Annotated in this window: 17 protein-coding genes and 1 pseudogene; 11 read left to right on the top strand and 7 right to left on the bottom strand. The window is 72.2% G+C overall.

Annotated elements, in window-relative coordinates; genetic code table 11:
• The first annotated feature begins 36 nt into the window (after window positions 1–36).
• The 3 genes from KXC43_RS18750 to KXC43_RS18740 are packed head-to-tail and all read left to right on the top strand — an operon-like array spanning window position 37 to window position 4,330.
• Entirely contained in the window at window positions 37–1,239 is a 1,203-nt protein-coding gene (locus tag KXC43_RS18750; protein WP_221377372.1) for an acetyl-CoA C-acetyltransferase, read from the top strand.
• Window positions 1,239–3,254: a 3-hydroxyacyl-CoA dehydrogenase NAD-binding domain-containing protein gene (locus KXC43_RS18745; RefSeq protein ID WP_221377371.1), complete on the top strand. Its 2,016-nt coding sequence runs from the start codon at window positions 1,239–1,241 to the stop codon at window positions 3,252–3,254. Before KXC43_RS18750 ends, KXC43_RS18745 begins: the two co-directional genes overlap by 1 nt.
• Window positions 3,251–4,330 carry a CaiB/BaiF CoA transferase family protein gene (locus KXC43_RS18740; RefSeq protein WP_221377370.1) on the top strand — a complete coding sequence of 360 codons (1,080 nt, stop codon included), beginning with the start codon at window positions 3,251–3,253 and terminating at the stop codon, window positions 4,328–4,330. The genes KXC43_RS18745 and KXC43_RS18740 overlap by 4 nt, the downstream gene beginning before the upstream one ends.
• 11 nt (window positions 4,331–4,341) lie before the next feature.
• Here the strand turns inward: KXC43_RS18740 and KXC43_RS18735 are convergent, their stop codons facing one another.
• Window positions 4,342–5,052 carry an alpha/beta fold hydrolase gene (locus KXC43_RS18735; protein ID WP_221377369.1) on the bottom strand — a complete coding sequence of 237 codons (711 nt, stop codon included), beginning with the start codon at window positions 5,050–5,052 and terminating at the stop codon, window positions 4,342–4,344.
• Window positions 5,053–5,114: 62 nt separating this feature from the next.
• On the opposite strand from KXC43_RS18735, the gene KXC43_RS18730 reads away from it, so the two are divergent.
• Entirely contained in the window at window positions 5,115–6,068 is a 954-nt protein-coding gene (locus KXC43_RS18730) for a helix-turn-helix transcriptional regulator (protein ID WP_221377368.1), read from the top strand.
• Here KXC43_RS18730 and KXC43_RS18725 read toward each other — a convergent pair.
• A complete protein-coding gene (locus KXC43_RS18725; protein WP_221377367.1) occupies window positions 6,037–6,618 on the bottom strand; it encodes an NAD(P)H-dependent oxidoreductase in 582 nt (193 codons plus the stop codon). The genes KXC43_RS18730 and KXC43_RS18725 overlap by 32 nt on opposite strands.
• Window positions 6,619–6,644: 26 nt before the next feature.
• Between KXC43_RS18725 and KXC43_RS18720 the strand changes: the two genes are divergently transcribed.
• Entirely contained in the window at window positions 6,645–7,421 is a 777-nt protein-coding gene (locus tag KXC43_RS18720) for a maleylpyruvate isomerase family mycothiol-dependent enzyme (RefSeq protein ID WP_221377366.1), read from the top strand.
• Between the two features lie 21 nt (window positions 7,422–7,442).
• Here KXC43_RS18720 and KXC43_RS18715 read toward each other — a convergent pair whose 3' ends face one another.
• The 3 genes and pseudogenes from KXC43_RS18715 to KXC43_RS52370 all read right to left on the bottom strand — a co-directional run.
• Entirely contained in the window at window positions 7,443–8,051 is a 609-nt protein-coding gene (locus KXC43_RS18715) for a methyl-accepting chemotaxis protein (RefSeq protein WP_221377365.1), read from the bottom strand.
• Window positions 8,048–8,335, bottom strand: a complete 288-nt coding sequence (locus tag KXC43_RS51010) for a hypothetical protein (protein WP_255644325.1) — start codon at window positions 8,333–8,335, stop codon at window positions 8,048–8,050. The genes KXC43_RS18715 and KXC43_RS51010 overlap by 4 nt, the downstream gene beginning before the upstream one ends.
• A gap of 71 nt (window positions 8,336–8,406) precedes the next feature.
• Window positions 8,407–8,706: pseudogene (locus KXC43_RS52370) on the bottom strand (SDR family NAD(P)-dependent oxidoreductase); the annotation flags it as partial.
• A gap of 44 nt (window positions 8,707–8,750) precedes the next feature.
• Here KXC43_RS52370 and KXC43_RS18705 point away from each other — a divergent pair.
• Entirely contained in the window at window positions 8,751–9,539 is a 789-nt protein-coding gene (locus tag KXC43_RS18705) for an alpha/beta fold hydrolase (RefSeq protein WP_221377363.1), read from the top strand.
• A 192-nt stretch (window positions 9,540–9,731) separates the two neighbouring features.
• On the opposite strand, the gene KXC43_RS18700 is transcribed toward KXC43_RS18705, so the two are convergent.
• A complete protein-coding gene (locus KXC43_RS18700; RefSeq protein ID WP_221377362.1) occupies window positions 9,732–10,082 on the bottom strand; it encodes a winged helix-turn-helix transcriptional regulator in 351 nt (116 codons plus the stop codon).
• A 52-nt stretch (window positions 10,083–10,134) separates the two neighbouring features.
• Between KXC43_RS18700 and KXC43_RS18695 the strand changes: the two genes are divergently transcribed.
• Together KXC43_RS18695 and KXC43_RS18690 are read left to right on the top strand one after the other, a co-directional pair.
• Complete coding sequence (locus tag KXC43_RS18695; protein ID WP_221377361.1) at window positions 10,135–10,947, top strand: alpha/beta hydrolase family protein; 813 nt, start codon at window positions 10,135–10,137, stop codon at window positions 10,945–10,947.
• 9 nt (window positions 10,948–10,956) lie between these two features.
• On the top strand, window positions 10,957–11,145 hold the full coding sequence (locus tag KXC43_RS18690) for a hypothetical protein (RefSeq protein WP_221377360.1): 189 nt from the start codon (window positions 10,957–10,959) through the stop codon (window positions 11,143–11,145).
• 7 nt (window positions 11,146–11,152) lie between these two features.
• Here the strand turns inward: KXC43_RS18690 and KXC43_RS18685 are convergent, their stop codons facing one another.
• A complete protein-coding gene (locus KXC43_RS18685; RefSeq protein ID WP_221377359.1) occupies window positions 11,153–12,286 on the bottom strand; it encodes a hypothetical protein in 1,134 nt (377 codons plus the stop codon).
• Between the two features lie 262 nt (window positions 12,287–12,548).
• Between KXC43_RS18685 and KXC43_RS18680 the strand changes: the two genes are divergently transcribed.
• From KXC43_RS18680 to KXC43_RS18670, 3 genes are read left to right on the top strand one after another with little or no spacing between them, the layout of a single operon-like run.
• Window positions 12,549–13,046 carry a pyridoxamine 5'-phosphate oxidase family protein gene (locus tag KXC43_RS18680; RefSeq protein ID WP_221377358.1) on the top strand — a complete coding sequence of 166 codons (498 nt, stop codon included), beginning with the start codon at window positions 12,549–12,551 and terminating at the stop codon, window positions 13,044–13,046.
• A gap of 12 nt (window positions 13,047–13,058) precedes the next feature.
• Window positions 13,059–13,466: a YciI family protein gene (locus KXC43_RS18675; RefSeq protein ID WP_221377357.1), complete on the top strand. Its 408-nt coding sequence runs from the start codon at window positions 13,059–13,061 to the stop codon at window positions 13,464–13,466.
• Window positions 13,463–14,611: an RNA polymerase sigma factor gene (locus KXC43_RS18670; RefSeq protein ID WP_221377356.1), complete on the top strand. Its 1,149-nt coding sequence runs from the start codon at window positions 13,463–13,465 to the stop codon at window positions 14,609–14,611. Before KXC43_RS18675 ends, KXC43_RS18670 begins: the two co-directional genes overlap by 4 nt.
• Window positions 14,612–14,766: the final 155 nt, after the last annotated feature.

The following is a 14,766-nucleotide window of genomic DNA, read 5'->3' as shown; positions in this document are numbered from 1 at the left end:
GTGTAATGCCCCGCGGCGGAAAACCGAGGCCAAAACATGAGCGAGGCTTTCGTGTACGACGCGCTGCGCACCCCCCGGGGCCGGGGCAAGCCGGACGGCGCGCTGCACGGTGTGAAGCCGATCTCGCTGGTCACCGGCCTGCTCGACGCGCTGCGGTCCCGGCAGCCCGAGCTCGACCCGGCCCGCATCGACGACCTGGTGCTCGGCATCGTCACCCCCGTCGGCGAGCAGGGCGGCGACCTGTCGCGCGCCGCCGCGTTGCTGGCCGGCCTGCCCGAGACGGTCGCCGGCGTGCAGCTCAACCGCTTCTGCGGCTCCGGCCTCGAGGCGGTCAACCAGGCCGCGGCCCGCGTCCGCTCCGGCTGGGAACACCTGATCGTGGCGGGCGGCGTCGAGTCGATGTCGCGCAACCCGATGGGCTCCGACGGCGGCGCCTGGTTCCTCGACCCCGAAACGGCGTTCGCCACCGATTTCGTGCCCCAGGGTGTCAGCGCCGACCTCATCGCCACGCTCGAGGGCTTCACCCGTGAGGACGTCGACACGTACGCCGTGCAGTCGCAGGACAGGGCGGCCAAGGCGCAGGCCGGCGGGCACTTCGCCCGGTCGATCGTGCCCGTCCGCGACCCCAACGGCCTCGACATCCTCACCGCCGACGAGCATCCCCGGCCCGGCACCACGGTCGAGGGGCTGGGCCGGCTCCGGGCCTCGTTCGCGCGCACCGAGTTCTTCGACTCCGTCGCCCTGCGCAAGTTCGGTTGGCTGGAGAGAATCGAGCATGTCCACCACGCCGGCAACTCGTCCGGCATCGTCGACGGCGCGGCGCTCGTGATGATCGGCAGCGCCGAGGCCGGCGAGCAGCTGGGTCTCACCCCGCGCGCCCGCATCGCCGGCGCCGCGGTCACCGGCGCCGACCCGACGCTGATGCTCACCGGGCCCGGCCCGGCCACCCTCAAGGCGCTGGCCGTGGCCGGCCTCACCCCGGCCGACGTCGACCTGTACGAGATCAACGAGGCGTTCGCCGCGGTGGTCCTGAAGTACGTCCGCGACCTCGACCTCGATCCCGAGCGGGTCAACGTCAACGGCGGCGCGATCGCGCTCGGGCACCCGCTCGGCGCGACCGGCGCGATGCTGCTCGGCACCGCGCTCGACGAGCTGGAACGGCGCGACCAGCGCCGGGCCGTGGTCACCCTGTGCATCGGCGGCGGCATGGGCGTCGCCACCGTCCTCGAGAGGCTCTGATGATCAGGTACGAGCGCGACGGCGACGGCGTCGTCACCCTCACCCTCGACGACCCCGGCCAGTCGGCCAACACCATGAACGCGACCTACGTGGCCGCCATGACCGCGGCCGTCGACCGCCTCGAGGCCGAGCGCGAGCAGGTCACCGGCGTGATCGTGACCAGCGCCAAGAAGACGTTCTTCGCGGGCGGCGACCTGCCCACGATGGCCCGTGCCACCCCGGAGGACGCTCCGGCGCTGTTCGAGCTGCTCACGACCATCAAGCGCGACTTCCGGCGGCTCGAGACCTACGGCCGCCCGGTCGTCGCCGCGATCAACGGCGCCGCGCTCGGCGGCGGCCTCGAGGTGGCGCTCGCCTGCCATCACCGCATCGCGCTCGACGCGCCGGGCACGCGGCTCGGCTTCCCCGAGGTCACGCTCGGGCTGCTGCCGGGGGCGGGCGGCGTCACCCGCACGGTCCGCATGCTCGGCCTCGCCCCGGCCCTGACCGTCTGGCTGCTCACCGGCCGCCGGCTGCGCCCGGCCGACGCCCGCGACAACGGCCTGGTCGACGACGTCGTGTCCACTCCGGACGAGCTGCTCGCCCGGGCCCGCGAGTGGATCGCCGCCAACCCCGGAGCGACCCAGCCCTGGGACCGTGCGGGTTACCGGATGCCCGGCGGCACACCGTCGTCCCCCCAGCTCGCCGCGCAACTGCCGGCCTTCCCGGCCACCCTGCGCCGGCAGCTCAAGGGCGCCTCCCTGCCCGCCCCCGAGAAGATCCTGGCCACCGCGGTCGAGGGCGCCCAGGTCGACTTCGAGACCGCGCAGGTCGTCGAGACCCGCCACCTGATCACCCTGCTCACCGGGCGGATCGCCAAGAACCTGATCGGCGCCCTCTTCTTCGACATGCGCGCGGTCAACGGCGGCCTGGCCCGGCCCCGGGCCGAGGTGGCGCCGGCCCGCAGGATCGCGGTGCTCGGCGCGGGCATGATGGGCGCCGGCATCGCCCTGGCCTGCGCCAAGGCCGGCCTCGACGTGGTCGTCAAGGACGTGACACCGGAGCTCGCCGCGCGGGCCGCCCAGCACGAGCGGATCACCACCACGGCCGAGGTGTCCGGCCTGGCCGGTTGCGACGTGGTGATCGAGGCTGTCTTCGAGGACCCCGCGCTCAAGCAAGCCGCCTTCGCCGAGGTCGGACCCGTGCTCGCGCCGGGGGCGCTGCTCGCCTCGAACACCTCCACGCTGCCGATCAGCGGGCTCGCCGAGGGCGTCGATCGGCCGGCTGATTTCGTCGGCATGCACTTCTTCTCCCCGGTCGGCCGGATGCCGCTGCTCGAGATCGTCGTCGGCGCGGCCACGAGCGACGAGACGGTGGCGCGGGCGTTCGACCTGGGGCGGCGCATCGGCAAGACGCCGATCGTGGTCAACGACGGGCGCGGCTTCTTCACCAGCCGGGTGATCGGCCGGTTCATCGACGAGGCGATCGGCATGCTCGCCGAGGGGGTGCCCGCGCCGGCGATCGAGCACGCGGCGCTGCAGGCCGGGTATCCGACCGGGCCGCTGGCCCTGGCCGACGAGGTCAGCCTCACGCTGGTGCAGCGCATCCGCCACCAGACAGCGGCCGCGGCCGGGCCGGCCTTCGTCCCGACACCCTCCCACGCCGTGGTCGACGCCATGGTCGACGAGCACGACCGGCCGGGCCGCACGGCCGGGCGCGGCTTCTACGCGTACGAGGAAGGAAAGCGCACCACCCTCTGGCCGCACCTGGCCACCATGGCCACTGCCGAAGGCCGCGCCGTGCCCTTCGACGACCTGAAGGACAGGTTCCTGTTCGCCGAGGCGATCGACGCCCGTCGCTGCCTCGACGAGGGTGTGCTGCGCACCGCCGAGGACGGCAACGTCGGCTCGATCCTGGGCATCGGCTATCCGGCGTGGACGGGCGGGGTGCTGCGCTTCGCCGAGCAGCACGCCGACTTCCGCGGCCGGGCCCTCACGCTCGCGGCCCGCTACGGCTCCCGCTTCGAGCCGGCATGACGGCCCTTCAGGGGGTACGGGTCGTCGAGCTGGCCGGTCTCGCGCCGGGCCCCTTCGGCTGCATGATCCTGGCCGATCTGGGCGCCGACGTCGTGCGCGTCGACCGGCCGGGCGGGCCGCTGCTGCCCGACGGCCCGCTCGACCGGGGCCGGCGCACGGTCACGCTCGACCTGAAGAACGAGGCGGGCCGGGCCGAGTTGATGCGACTCGTCGAGCAGGCTGACGTCCTTGTCGAGGGTTACCGGCCCGGCGTCGCGGAACGCCTCGGCTTCGGGCCCGCCGAGTGCCGGAAGGTCAACCCCGGTCTGGTGTACGCCCGGATGACCGGCTGGGGCCAGGACGGGCCCCTGGCCGAGCGGGCCGGGCACGACATCGACTACATCGCCGTCGCCGGGGCTCTCGAGCCGCTCGGCCGGGCCGGGCAGCGCCCGCACGCGCCGATCAACCTGCTGGGCGACTTCGCGGGCGGCGGCATGCTGCTGGCCGTCGGGGTGCTGGCCGCGCTGCTGGAACGCACCCGGTCCGGGCTCGGACAGGTGGTCGACGCGGCCATGGTCGACGGGTCGGCCCTGCTCACCACGTTCCTGCACGGCATGATCGGCGGTGGCGCGTGGCCGGGCGGGCGGGGCGCCAACCTGCTCGACGGCGGGGCGCCGTTCTACGACACGTACGAGGCGGCCGACGGCGGGTTCATGGCCGTCGGGGCGCTCGAACCACACTTCTACCAGGCTCTGCTGAACGGGCTCGGGCTGCAGGACGAGGAGCTTCCCGGGCAGGACGACCAGTCGGGCTGGCCCGAGCTGCGGGACCGTTTCGCGTCGCGCTTCGCGTCCCGGTCACGCGACGAGTGGACGCAGGTGTTCGCCGGCCTGGACGCCTGCGTCGCACCCGTCCTCTCCCCGGCCGAGGCGCCCGTGCATCCGCACAACCGGGCCCGGCGTACGTTCATCGACGTCGCCGGGGTCACCCAGCCCGCACCGGCGCCGCGCTTCGGCCGTACGCCCGCCCGGGAACCGCAACCACCCGCGGCCGTGACCGTCGCCGAGGTCCTCGACGACTGGACCGCGCGGAACTGATCGGGGCCCGCTCATTTCCCGCCCACGGAGGCGAGGATGCCGGCCAGCTTCTCGGGCTCGCTCAGCATCGGCCAGTGGCCGGTCGCCAGCGGGATGATCTCGGCCTCGGCCAGGCCCGCGAAGAACGGGTGACCGGCGGCCATCATCTCGCGGATCTGGTCGAGCGGGAACGTGCTCGCGACCAGCACCGTCGGCAGGTCGGCTGAGGTGGCTCGGGCGCCCAGCGGCTGCTTCACCGAGGCCAGCGGGTGACCCGTGCTGCGCGTACGCAGGAGATCGAGCGCCGCCTCGTCCAGGCCGGCCAGCAGCACCGGGTCGGCCGCCGCGTCCCACGGCCGCGGCGGCACGGCGTCGCCGGTCGGTTCCGTCGCGTCGTCCGAGAGGTCCAGCTGGGACATGCCCTCGGGCAGCGGCCCGCTGTCGACGTAGACGACCGACCGGATCCGCTCGCGCAACCGCAGCGCGGCCGCGCTCACCGGCAGGCCGCCGTAGCTGTGGCCGACCAGCACGATGTCGCGCAGATCCTCGGCCTCGGCCAGCCGCACGATGTCGGCGATGTGCGTGTCGAGGTCGACGTCCGGGCTGAGCAGGTGCGACCGGTCGGCGACGCCGGTGAGGGTGAGCGGGTGCACGTCGTGGCCGCCCGCCCGCAGCTCCGCGGTGACCTGCCGCCACGCCCAGGCGCCGATCCACATGCCAGGTACCAGGATGTATGTGCTCATGAGACGAGCCTAGAAGTGATACCGGACAGGTTCCGCCCGGTATTGCTGGAAAACTGGGCGGCATGGCTCATGCCGCGTCCCGGGTGCTGGCGATGCTCGAGATCCTGCAGGCCCACCGGCGGATGACCGTGGGCGACCTGGCGGCCCGCCTCGGTGTCGACGAGCGGACCGTACGGCGCTACGCGACCACCCTCACCGACCTGGGCATCCCGGTCACCGCCGAACGCGGCCGCTACGGCGGCTACCGCCTCTCCCCCGGCTTCCGCCTGCCGCCGCTGATGCTCACCGGAGACGAGGCGGTCGCCGTCGTGCTGGGCCTGATCGCCGCCCGGCAGATCGGCCTGACCGCCGAGACCCCCGCCGCCGGGGCGGCCGAAGCGAAGATCAACCGGGTGCTCCCGGCCGACCTGGCCGACCGCCTCGCCGGGCTGCGGTCGACGCTGGGCTTCACCCGGGCCGCCGTCGGCGGTCAGGACAACCCGGCCTCGCACATTCTGCTCGTGCTGGGCGCGGCGGCCCGCTCGTCGGAACGCCTGACCATCACCTACCGCGACTCCGGCGACCGCGAGCTCGACCCGTACGGCCTGGTCTTCCACTCCAGCCGCTGGTACGCCGTCGGCCTCGACCACCGCAGTGGTGAGATCCGCTCGTTCCGCGCCGACCGGATCGCCGCCGCCCGCCCGGCCGGCGTCAGGTTCGACGCCCCGCCCGGGTTCGACGCCGTGGCTCACCTCAACCAGCAGTGGGCCCGGCGCGACTACCGGTGGCCGGTCGAGGTGCTGCTCGAGGCCACCGTCTCCGAGGTACGGCGGCGCGTGCCGGCCAGCGTGGCCGAGCTGACCGAGACCGACCGGGGCCTGCTGCTGACCTGCCGGGCCGAACGCCTCGAGGGCATGGCCCAGATGCTGGCCGGCCTGGGCCACCCGTTCACCGTCCTGACCCCGCCGGAACTGGCCGCCGAGGTCGAGCGCTACGCGTCCCGCCTCACCGGCTGGGCCCGTCGAACCCCAGCGTGAGCCCGGCCCGCGCCGCCAAACGCAGATGGTCCGCCCGGTGCGCCGAGCCACCGAGCACCAGCAGGTCAGCGGTGGCAGCCCGGCTCCCGATCCGGTCGGTCAGCATCGTGGTGCGCATGGCCGGCAGGACACCGTTCCGCTCCAGCACGTCGGCCTCGTAACCGGCCGTGCACAGGACCAGCGCCTTGCGCGCCCGGACCGGCGGATCGGCGTGGTGGGCGAACCCGGCCGTCCACACCCGGTCGAACCATCCCTTGAGGATGGCCGGGCAGTCGGCCCACCACACCGGATAGAAGAACGCCCAGACGTCGGCCGCGGCGAGCTTCCGCTGCTCGGCCCGCACGTCCGGCGCCACGGGCAGGTCGGCCCGGTAGCCGGACTCCCGCTCGTACTCCTCGAGGCTCATCTCGGCCCGGAACCCCATCGCGTACAGGTCGGAGACGGTGGCGCGGTGCCCCGCCTCGGCCAGCCCGCCCCGGAAGGCGTCGAGGACGTCGCGGGTGAAGCTCCGCTCGGCCGGATGCGCGAGAACCAGGTGTACGAGAGACACGCCCCCACTGTGCCAGGATGGCGATCATGACAACTCTCGCGGCCCGCACCATCGCGGCCCTGCGCGCCGAGCACGACGGCCTCCTCGCCTTCACCGCCGAGCACCTCACGGACACGTCCGGCGCCTCCGACTGGACCGTGGCGCAGGTCTTCTCCCACCTGGGCAGCGGCGCCGAGATCGCCCTGGCCGCCTTCCGGGCCGAGCTCGGCGAGGCGGAAAAGCCCGGGCCCGACTTCAACCAGAGCGTCTGGGACCGGTGGAACGCCCTGAGCCCGGACGCCCAGGCGGCCGGCTGGCGCGAGTCGGACAACCGGTTCGTGGCCGCACTCGAGGCGCTGACGCCCGAGCAGCACGAGACCGTGCAGATCAACCCCGGCTTCCTGCCCCAGCCGATCCCGTTGGCCTCGTTCGCCGGTCTGCGCCTCAACGAGGTAGCCCACCACAGCTGGGACATCCGCGTCGCCGCCGACCCGGCGGCCGGCCTCACCGCCGAGTCCACGCCGCTGCTGGCCGAGCACCTCAGCGGCGGCCTGTCCTTCCTGCTCGGCTTCATCGCCAAACCCGACGCGCTCACCGAGCCCGCCGTGGTCGAGGTGGCCGGCTCGCCGTACCGCGTCGTGATCGGCGACGACACCCGCCTGACCACCGACGCGACGCCGGCCACGGCCACCTTCGACGGCCCCCTCGAGGCCGCGCTGCGCCTGCTGTCCGGCCGGCTGGGCCCGGACCACACCCCAGCCGGCCTGCAGGTCACCGGCAACGTCACCCTCGACCAGCTGCGGACGGCGTTCCCCGGCTTCTAGGGTCGGTGCCGCTGCCGTCGCTCAGTAGCGGAACGCTCCCACCAGTGCGGTCAGGTCGTCGGCCAGCTTCAGCAGATCGGCCGCGGCCTGCCGGGTCGTGCCGGCGACCTCGGCGGTCGACGACGCGACCCCGGCCACGCCGGTGATCGTGGTGGCCACGTCGCCGCCGTTCGCGGCGGCCTCGGTCACCGTGCGGCCCATCTCGGCCGTGGTCGCCGTCTGCTCCTCGACGGCCGACGCGATGGTCGTGGTGCAGTCGCCGATCCGGGTGATCACCTGAGCGATCTCGCCTATCGCGGCGGCGGCGGAGTCGCTCGACGCCTGGATCGCGCCGATCCGGGCGGTGATCTGGTCGGTGGCCCGGGCTCTCTGCTGGGCCAGCTCCTCGACCTCACCGGCGACCACCGCGAATCCCTTGCCCATCTCGCCGGCCCGGGCCGCCGCGATGGTGGCGTTGAGGGCCAGCAGGTTGGTCTGCTCGGCGATCGAGGTGATCAGCCGGACCACCTCGCTGACCTCGGCGATGGCCGCGCCCAGCTCGGCCACCTGGCTGTTGGTGCGGTCGGCGACGGCCATGGCCTGGGCCGCCTGGGCCGCGTTGGACGAGATCTCGGCGATCGAGGCGCTCATCTGCTCCGCGCCGGCCGCGATGGACCGGACCCCGGCGTTGACCTGCTGGCGTCGAGCACCTGCGCCATGTCCCGGGCGGTGCCGAGCCCGCTCAGCACGACCTCGCGGACCTCGGCGGCGTTGCGCTGGGCCACCTCTCCCGCGTACGCGAAACCGGTGTCCCGGGCGTCGGCGGTGGTCCGGCCGGTGATGTACCAGACCACCACCAGCGTCGAGACGACCACCATGACCACCATCGAGGCGATGATGCGCACTTTGATCGTGAACTGCGAAGGTCGCAGCACACCTGCCCGATCGGCGGGCCCGGGCCGTTGCTGAGCACCGGTCGACCGGCGCCGGGCCCGACGGCCGAGGCGCCCTCGTTCAGCACCGGCAGCGCCTTCTGGACGGTGAGCATGGTGCCCTTGACGTTGACCCCGAAGACCTGGTCGAGGTCCTCCACGGCGACCGTCTCGATGGTCCCGAACGACGCCGTGGCCGAGTTGGCGAACAGCACGTCCAGCCCCTGCCCGCGGGCGGCCACGAGGGCGCCCGCCTCAACCCCCGGCTGGCCCGCCGGCTGCCTGGGCGTGCAGGGCGCGCTGGCCGTCGGGGGCACCGGCCAGGTCGCCCATGACGTGCTGGCCGAGTGGCGCGCCCTGGGCCAGATGCACATGCGCGACCGCTTCCGCCGCGCTGTCCGCGAGGGTGACCTGCCGGGTGACGCCGACCGCCCGCTACGTCATGACGATCGCGAACGGCCTGGCCGTGCAAGCCTCGGGCGACGCCTCCCGCGAAGATCTCCAACAAGTGGCCGACGCCGCCCCTACGCAACTGACCACCCGCGTAGCGGCTCCTGGATCTGAACGTTTGCCCACAGGTGCTGTCGACGAGCCCATGACGATGTTCGTTGATGCGTGCGGCGACCCCACGGCTCCGCCTCTGGTGCTGTTGCACGGCGCTGGGGAGAGCCGTCAGATGTGGGACGGTGAGCGCGAGGTCCTGGGTCGACGGTTCCGGCTTCTCCTTCCCGACCTTCCGGGGTACGGCCGGTCGCCGGGACCTTTCAGCATCGATGCGGCGGTCGCGTCGCTGCATGCCCTGCGTCAGGGGCAGCGCGTTCACGTGTGCGGCCTGTCGGCGGGTGCGATGGTTGCTATTCGCTGGGCTGCCCGGTATCCCGACGACGTCGCCAGCCTGATGATCTCCGTCGTCCCGGTTCGTCCGCCTCAGCTGGTGCTGAGGCTGCAGAGTGCGGTGCTGCGCCTCATTCCCGTGGCCTCCTTCGGCAGCCCGGAAGAAGGCGTCACGAAGGCCGCCGTGCTCCGGACCCTGGCGGAACTGCGGCGGACCGACCTGCGTGCGGATCTCTCGAACGTCCAAGCACGAACACTCGTGCTGTGCGGCTCCAAATACCGGATCAACCTGGCGGCCTCACGGGAAGCCGCAGCAAATATCTCCGGCGCGGTGCTCCGGACAGTGCCCGACGCGGGCCATGTGTGGAACTAGGAATTTCCCGACCTGTTCCACCACACAGTCATCGAGTGGGCAGCTGGATGATCTCTGCCTGTAGTTGCTTCTTGTGGCGCCCGTGTCAGACCCGGGTAGTCGGATCGGTGCGCGTAGCGCACGTTCTCGGGGTTGCCGTTCCAGTCGGCGAGGCGTCGGGGTGGGCCGTCCGCATCTCGATCATCCCGTGAGTCACCCGTCGTAGGCGCGGCGGGCTTTCTCGATCGACGGCATGTTGGTGGCGCCCCACGCCGAGAGCGACCCGAAGAGCGGTTCCAGGCTCGCGCCGAGCGGGGTGATCTCGTACTCGACGCGCGGGGGCACCTCGGCGTGATAGGTGCGGGCGACCAACCCGTCGCGTTCGAGTTGGCGCAGGCGCTGGGTGAGCACCTTCGGGCTGATGCCGGGCACGTGGCGTTCGAGGTCGCCGAAGCGCTGGCGGCCGCGTTCGTGCAGCCCCCACAGGATGGGGGTCGTCCAGCGGCTGAACAGCACGTCGATCACGTCGGCGATCGGGCAGGCCTCGAGGCCTCGAATCTCCATCCCTTTACTTTCCTCTAGGTACCTACTAACTTCGCGATACTAGCGTGGCGGCATGCTCATTTCGATCAAGCCCGTCGTCCTGCCGGCCCCCGGTCGGGTGGCGCCATTGCGCGTACGGATCTCAGCACCCGCCGAAGGCCGGGACCTGCCGGTTGTCCTCTTCTCGCACGGCTTCGGCTCGTCGATGGACGGGTACGGCCCCCTGACCGACCACTGGGCGGAGCACGGTTTCGTCGTGGTGCAGCCGACCCACCTCGACTCGCGCACCCTCGGCCTGCCGTTGACGCCGGACACGTGGCGCACCCGCATCGACGACCTGAAGCGCGTCCTCGATCGGCTCGACCTGATCGAAGCCGCCGTCGGGCGTCCGCTCGACCGGCGGACCGTGGCCGTCGCCGGGCATTCGTTCGGCGGGCAGACGGCCGGTGCGCTGCTCGGCCTGCGGGTGCTCGACTCGGCCGGCGAGCCCGACCCTCGGGTGGCCCGGGGCGTCCTGCTGGCGACCGCCGGCCGGGGCGGTGACGATCTCACCCCGTACGCCAAAACGCAGTTTCCCTGGATGAACCCGAGCTTCGGCACCATGACGACCCCGGCGCTGGTCGTCGCGGGCGACAAGGACGACTCGCCGCTGTCGGTGCGCGGCCCGGACTGGCTGACCGACGCGTACCACCTGAGCCCGCGACCGAAGAGCCTGCTCACCGTGTTCGGCGCCGAGCATTCGCTGGGCGGCATCGGCGGCTACGAGGCCAGGGAGACCACCGACGAGAGCCCGGCACGGGTGGCGCTGATCCAGCGCGTGACCACGGCCTACCTGCGCGGCGAGCCGGTCGTGGCCGGGGAGCTGGGGCGCCTCGAATCCCGATAGCCTGGCTCGATGGACATCGAGCAGCAGCGGCTGCTGACGTTGGCGAGACAGCTTCGCGAGGCCGCGGCGGACGCCGGGCGGGCCGACGTCGTGGCCAAGGTCGACGACGTGATCCTGCTGCTGGCCGGGACGGAGCCGCAGGCGGGCGAGAGCAAGAGCAACGTCGTCCTGCGCATTCTCGACGGGCTCGGGTTCTGAGGGGCCGTCACGTCGTGATGCCGGGTCTCGGCTGCGTTCCGGGCAGCACAGCGACCGTCGGGGATTCGCCCGGCCCGGCATCGCGAGTGCCGGCCCATGCGTCCAGCTGATTCACGAGCTGGACGTACCACCCGGCGCAATCCTCGGCGACAGCCGCGGCCCGAACCGCTCGCACCTCCTCCTCGTTGAGTTCGAGCAGCTCGGGCACCACATCATGCAGCTTCGCGAGTACCAGTGCGGCCTGCGTGCCGCGGTCCTTGTCCCGGACAGCGGCACAGAGCGTGCTGAACGGTGGCCGGCTGTGCGCGATCCAGTAACTGGGATCACGGCAGAGTATGGATTTGATGCACAGGTACAGGAAACCGTCCTTGGTGGTCGGCGGCAGGTGACTCGGCCACGCGTCCACGAGAACACTCGGCCATTCGTGCCAGGCCTGGTCGGGGCTGCCGGCCGCCGGGAACAGCCTTGCGGCGTTCTGCGCCAGAGCCGTCGACGCGGAGTCCTTGTCGGCAGCGCTGGCGGCCTCATCGTTGATCACCCGCTCGAGCAACCATACGGCGACCGACGTGCTGACTTTGCCTGCCGTCCACAGCTCACCGAGAATCCGGCAGGCGACCGGCCCGCCTTGCAGTTCCATCATGGTGGCGATGGCTCCCGCCACCCGAGCCCGGGGCGCGTAGTCGCCGTCGTGGGTGAGCAGCTCGAGTGCTCTGGTCCTGGTGTCGAGCGTCAAGCGGGCCTCTGCGTCCCGGTTCTCCTTCACCCGCTGGAGCAGCGCCAGCGACTCGCGCAGGGCCGATTCCCGAGCCAGCCGCGCTGACCTCCGGTTGTTCTGCTCGGTCAGGAGCGTGCCGATGAGTGTCGCCACCGCGCCGAGCGCCACCCCGAGGAACGCCCACAGAGCCTTGATGGTTTCGGCGGTGAGCGGTTCGGACGAGAAGAGATTGGTGCGGAACAGCAGATACACGGCCAGCGAGAGCAGCCCCGCCGTGAGAAGTGCCAGCAGTGCCCAGGCCGGGATCAGCCAGGCCGAGCCCCGGGCCTCCCGGTCGGTGGCCGGCGACTGACCGGTGAGTTCTACGAGCCGGTCCATCGAGGCGTTGGCGGCGTCCGCAACGCGCTGGTCGTTTCCATCGGTCATCACTGCACCGGAACACGGAATCATCCGAGGCTCCACCAGCGGCCGGACAAAGTCGGCGATGCGACTCGCCCTTCGTCACGCGCGGCTCGAGGCCGGACCGGGCCGGGCTCCGATAGCCTGGCCGGGCGGGCGCCCGGCAGGACCGGCTGCGCGAGAGCACGTCGTCGAAGGCCGCTCCGAGGAAATTTGTGGACTGTGTCGAGAACGGGGAATCGGCTCCGTCCCCGGAGCACCACACCAGCGACCACAGGAGCCGACGACCGTGGAACAGCACGAGATCACCGAGATTCTGAACCGCCCGTACAGCCAGGAGCTGCTGGCTCGTGACCTGACCCGCCTGGCCTACGTGGCCACGGACGGCACACCGCGCACCGTCCCGATCGCGTTCACCTGGAACGGAGCGCAGATCGTGCTCTGCACCACCAGGAACGCGCCCAAGCTGGCCGCGCTGCGGCGGAACCCGCAGGTGGCGCTGACCATCGACACCGAGGTGCACCCGCCGAAGATCCTGCTGCTGCGCGGGCACGCCGAGCTGGACGACGTGGACGGCATTCCCGAGGAGTACCTGCAGATGAACGGCAGCTACCAGATGAGCGCCGAGCAGCGGGTCGAGTGGGAGGCCGAGGTGCGCTCGCTGTACGAGGGCATGGTCCGCATCGTGATCACGCCGACCTGGGTCAAGCTGATCGACTTCGAGACCACCCTGCCCAGCGCGGTCGAGGAACTGGTGCGGCAGCGGGCCGAGCGCCAGAACGCCTGAGAGGAGACCACCATGGCGAAGTATCTGCTGCTCAAGCACTACCGTGGCGCCCCGGCTGCGGAGAACGACGTGCCGATGGATCGGTGGACGCCCGAGGAGCTGACGGCTCACGTCCAGTACATGGAGGATTTCGCGAAGCGGATCGAGGCCACCGGCGAGTACGTCGACAGTCAGGCCCTCTCGCCGGAGGGCGCCTTCGTCCGGTCCGGCGGCGAGGGGAAGCCACCGGTGACGGACGGCCCGTTCGCCGAGACCAAGGACCTGATCGCGGGCTGGATGATCATCGACGTGGAGTCGTACGACCGGGCCCTGGAACTGGCCGCCGAGCTGTCCGAGGCGCCCGGCGCGGGCGGGAGGCCGATCCGGGAGTGGCTCGAGCTGCGGCCGTTCCTGACCGCCGGTCACCCGGCGACCGAGTGAACGAGTCGCTCGTCCGGGAGCTCGTGCCGGCGGTGATCGGCGTCCTCGTCCGGCGCGGGGCGGATTTCGCCGCGGCCGAGGACGCCGTGCAGGAGGCCCTGATCCGGGCCCTGGGCGCCTGGCCGGACGATCCGCCGCGCGATCCGAAGGGCTGGCTCGTCGCGGTGGCCTGGCACAAGTTCCTGGACGCGGCGCGCACCGAATCCTCCCGCCGGGGCCGCGAACTGGCCGTGGACGTCGAGCCGCCACCCGGTCCGGCACCGGCCACCGACGACTCGCTGTGGCTCTACTTCCTGTGCGCGCACCCGTCGCTGTCGCCCGGATCGGCCGTGGCCCTGACGTTGCGCGCGGTCGGTGGCCTGACGACCCGCCAGATCGCGGCCGCCCACCTGGTTCCCGAGGCGACCATGGCGCAACGGATCAGCCGGGCCAAGCGTCGGCTCGCCGGGCTGCCGCTCGACCGGCCCGGCGATCTCGGCACCGTGCTGCGGGTGCTCTACCTGGTTTTCAACGAGGGCTACAGCGGTGACGTCGACCTGGCCGCCGAGGCGGTGCGCCTGACCCGCCAGCTGGCCGCCGCGACCGACGATCCCGAGGTGGCGGGGCTCCTTGCCCTCATGCTGCTGCACCATGCGCGCCGGGCCTCGCGCACCGGTCCGGGCGGCCGGCTCGTGCCGCTCGCCGAGCAGGACCGCTCCCGCTGGGACACCGGTTTGATCGCCGAGGGAGTCGCCGTCCTGCAGGCCGCGCTGGCCCGCGACCGGCTGGGCGAGTATCAGGCACAGGCGGCGATCGCCGCGTTGCACGCCGATGCCCCGAGCACCGGGGAGACCGACTGGGTGCAGATCGTGGAGTGGTACGACGAGCTGCTCGGGCTCGCCGACAGTCCGGTGGTGCGGCTGAACCGGGCCGTCGCGGTCGGCGAGGCCGACGGGCCGCAGGCCGGCCTGGCCGAGCTGAGCAAACTGGACCCGGATCTGCCCCGCTACCTCGCTGTCCACGCGTACCTGCTGGAACGCGCGGGCGACCTGGACCGGGCGGCCGAGCTGTACGCCGAGGCCTCCCGCCGGGCCGGCAGCGTGCCCGAACGCGACCATCTCACCCGCGCGGCGGCGCGGGTGCGAGTCCTGATCGGCGAGCTCTAGGCATTGATCACCGTGGGGTTTACGATCACGGCAACGGCTGGAAGCGGCGCCGGAAGTCCGCCTGATCAGTGAAAAGTTGTTGCCGGGCGGACGCCTTGCCGATGCCTGCTGTCCAGGGAGCACTTTCATGATCACCCAGCGCGTATCGGCCCGGT

This window comes from Paractinoplanes polyasparticus (assembly GCF_019710575.1).
In the GTDB taxonomy this organism is placed as follows: Bacteria; Actinomycetota; Actinomycetes; order Mycobacteriales; family Micromonosporaceae; genus Actinoplanes; species Actinoplanes polyasparticus.
This window is presented reverse-complemented; position numbering and strand designations above follow the sequence as displayed.

Excerpts from the sequence above, each read along its gene's own strand:
- KXC43_RS18750 (WP_221377372.1), top strand. The coding sequence starts at position 37 with ATGAGCGAGGCTTTCGTGTACGACGCGCTGCGCACCCCCCGGGGCCGG.
- KXC43_RS18745 (WP_221377371.1), top strand. The coding sequence starts at position 1,239 with ATGATCAGGTACGAGCGCGACGGCGACGGCGTCGTCACCCTCACCCTC.
- KXC43_RS18740 (WP_221377370.1), top strand. The coding sequence starts at position 3,251 with ATGACGGCCCTTCAGGGGGTACGGGTCGTCGAGCTGGCCGGTCTCGCG.
- KXC43_RS18735 (WP_221377369.1), bottom strand. The coding sequence starts at position 5,052 with ATGAGCACATACATCCTGGTACCTGGCATGTGGATCGGCGCCTGGGCG.
- KXC43_RS18730 (WP_221377368.1), top strand. The coding sequence starts at position 5,115 with ATGGCTCATGCCGCGTCCCGGGTGCTGGCGATGCTCGAGATCCTGCAG.
- KXC43_RS18720 (WP_221377366.1), top strand. The coding sequence starts at position 6,645 with ATGACAACTCTCGCGGCCCGCACCATCGCGGCCCTGCGCGCCGAGCAC.
- KXC43_RS18715 (WP_221377365.1), bottom strand. The coding sequence starts at position 8,051 with ATGAGCGCCTCGATCGCCGAGATCTCGTCCAACGCGGCCCAGGCGGCC.
- KXC43_RS18700 (WP_221377362.1), bottom strand. The coding sequence starts at position 10,082 with ATGGAGATTCGAGGCCTCGAGGCCTGCCCGATCGCCGACGTGATCGAC.
- KXC43_RS18695 (WP_221377361.1), top strand. The coding sequence starts at position 10,135 with ATGCTCATTTCGATCAAGCCCGTCGTCCTGCCGGCCCCCGGTCGGGTG.
- KXC43_RS18690 (WP_221377360.1), top strand. The coding sequence starts at position 10,957 with ATGGACATCGAGCAGCAGCGGCTGCTGACGTTGGCGAGACAGCTTCGC.
- KXC43_RS18685 (WP_221377359.1), bottom strand. The coding sequence starts at position 12,286 with ATGACCGATGGAAACGACCAGCGCGTTGCGGACGCCGCCAACGCCTCG.
- KXC43_RS18675 (WP_221377357.1), top strand. The coding sequence starts at position 13,059 with ATGGCGAAGTATCTGCTGCTCAAGCACTACCGTGGCGCCCCGGCTGCG.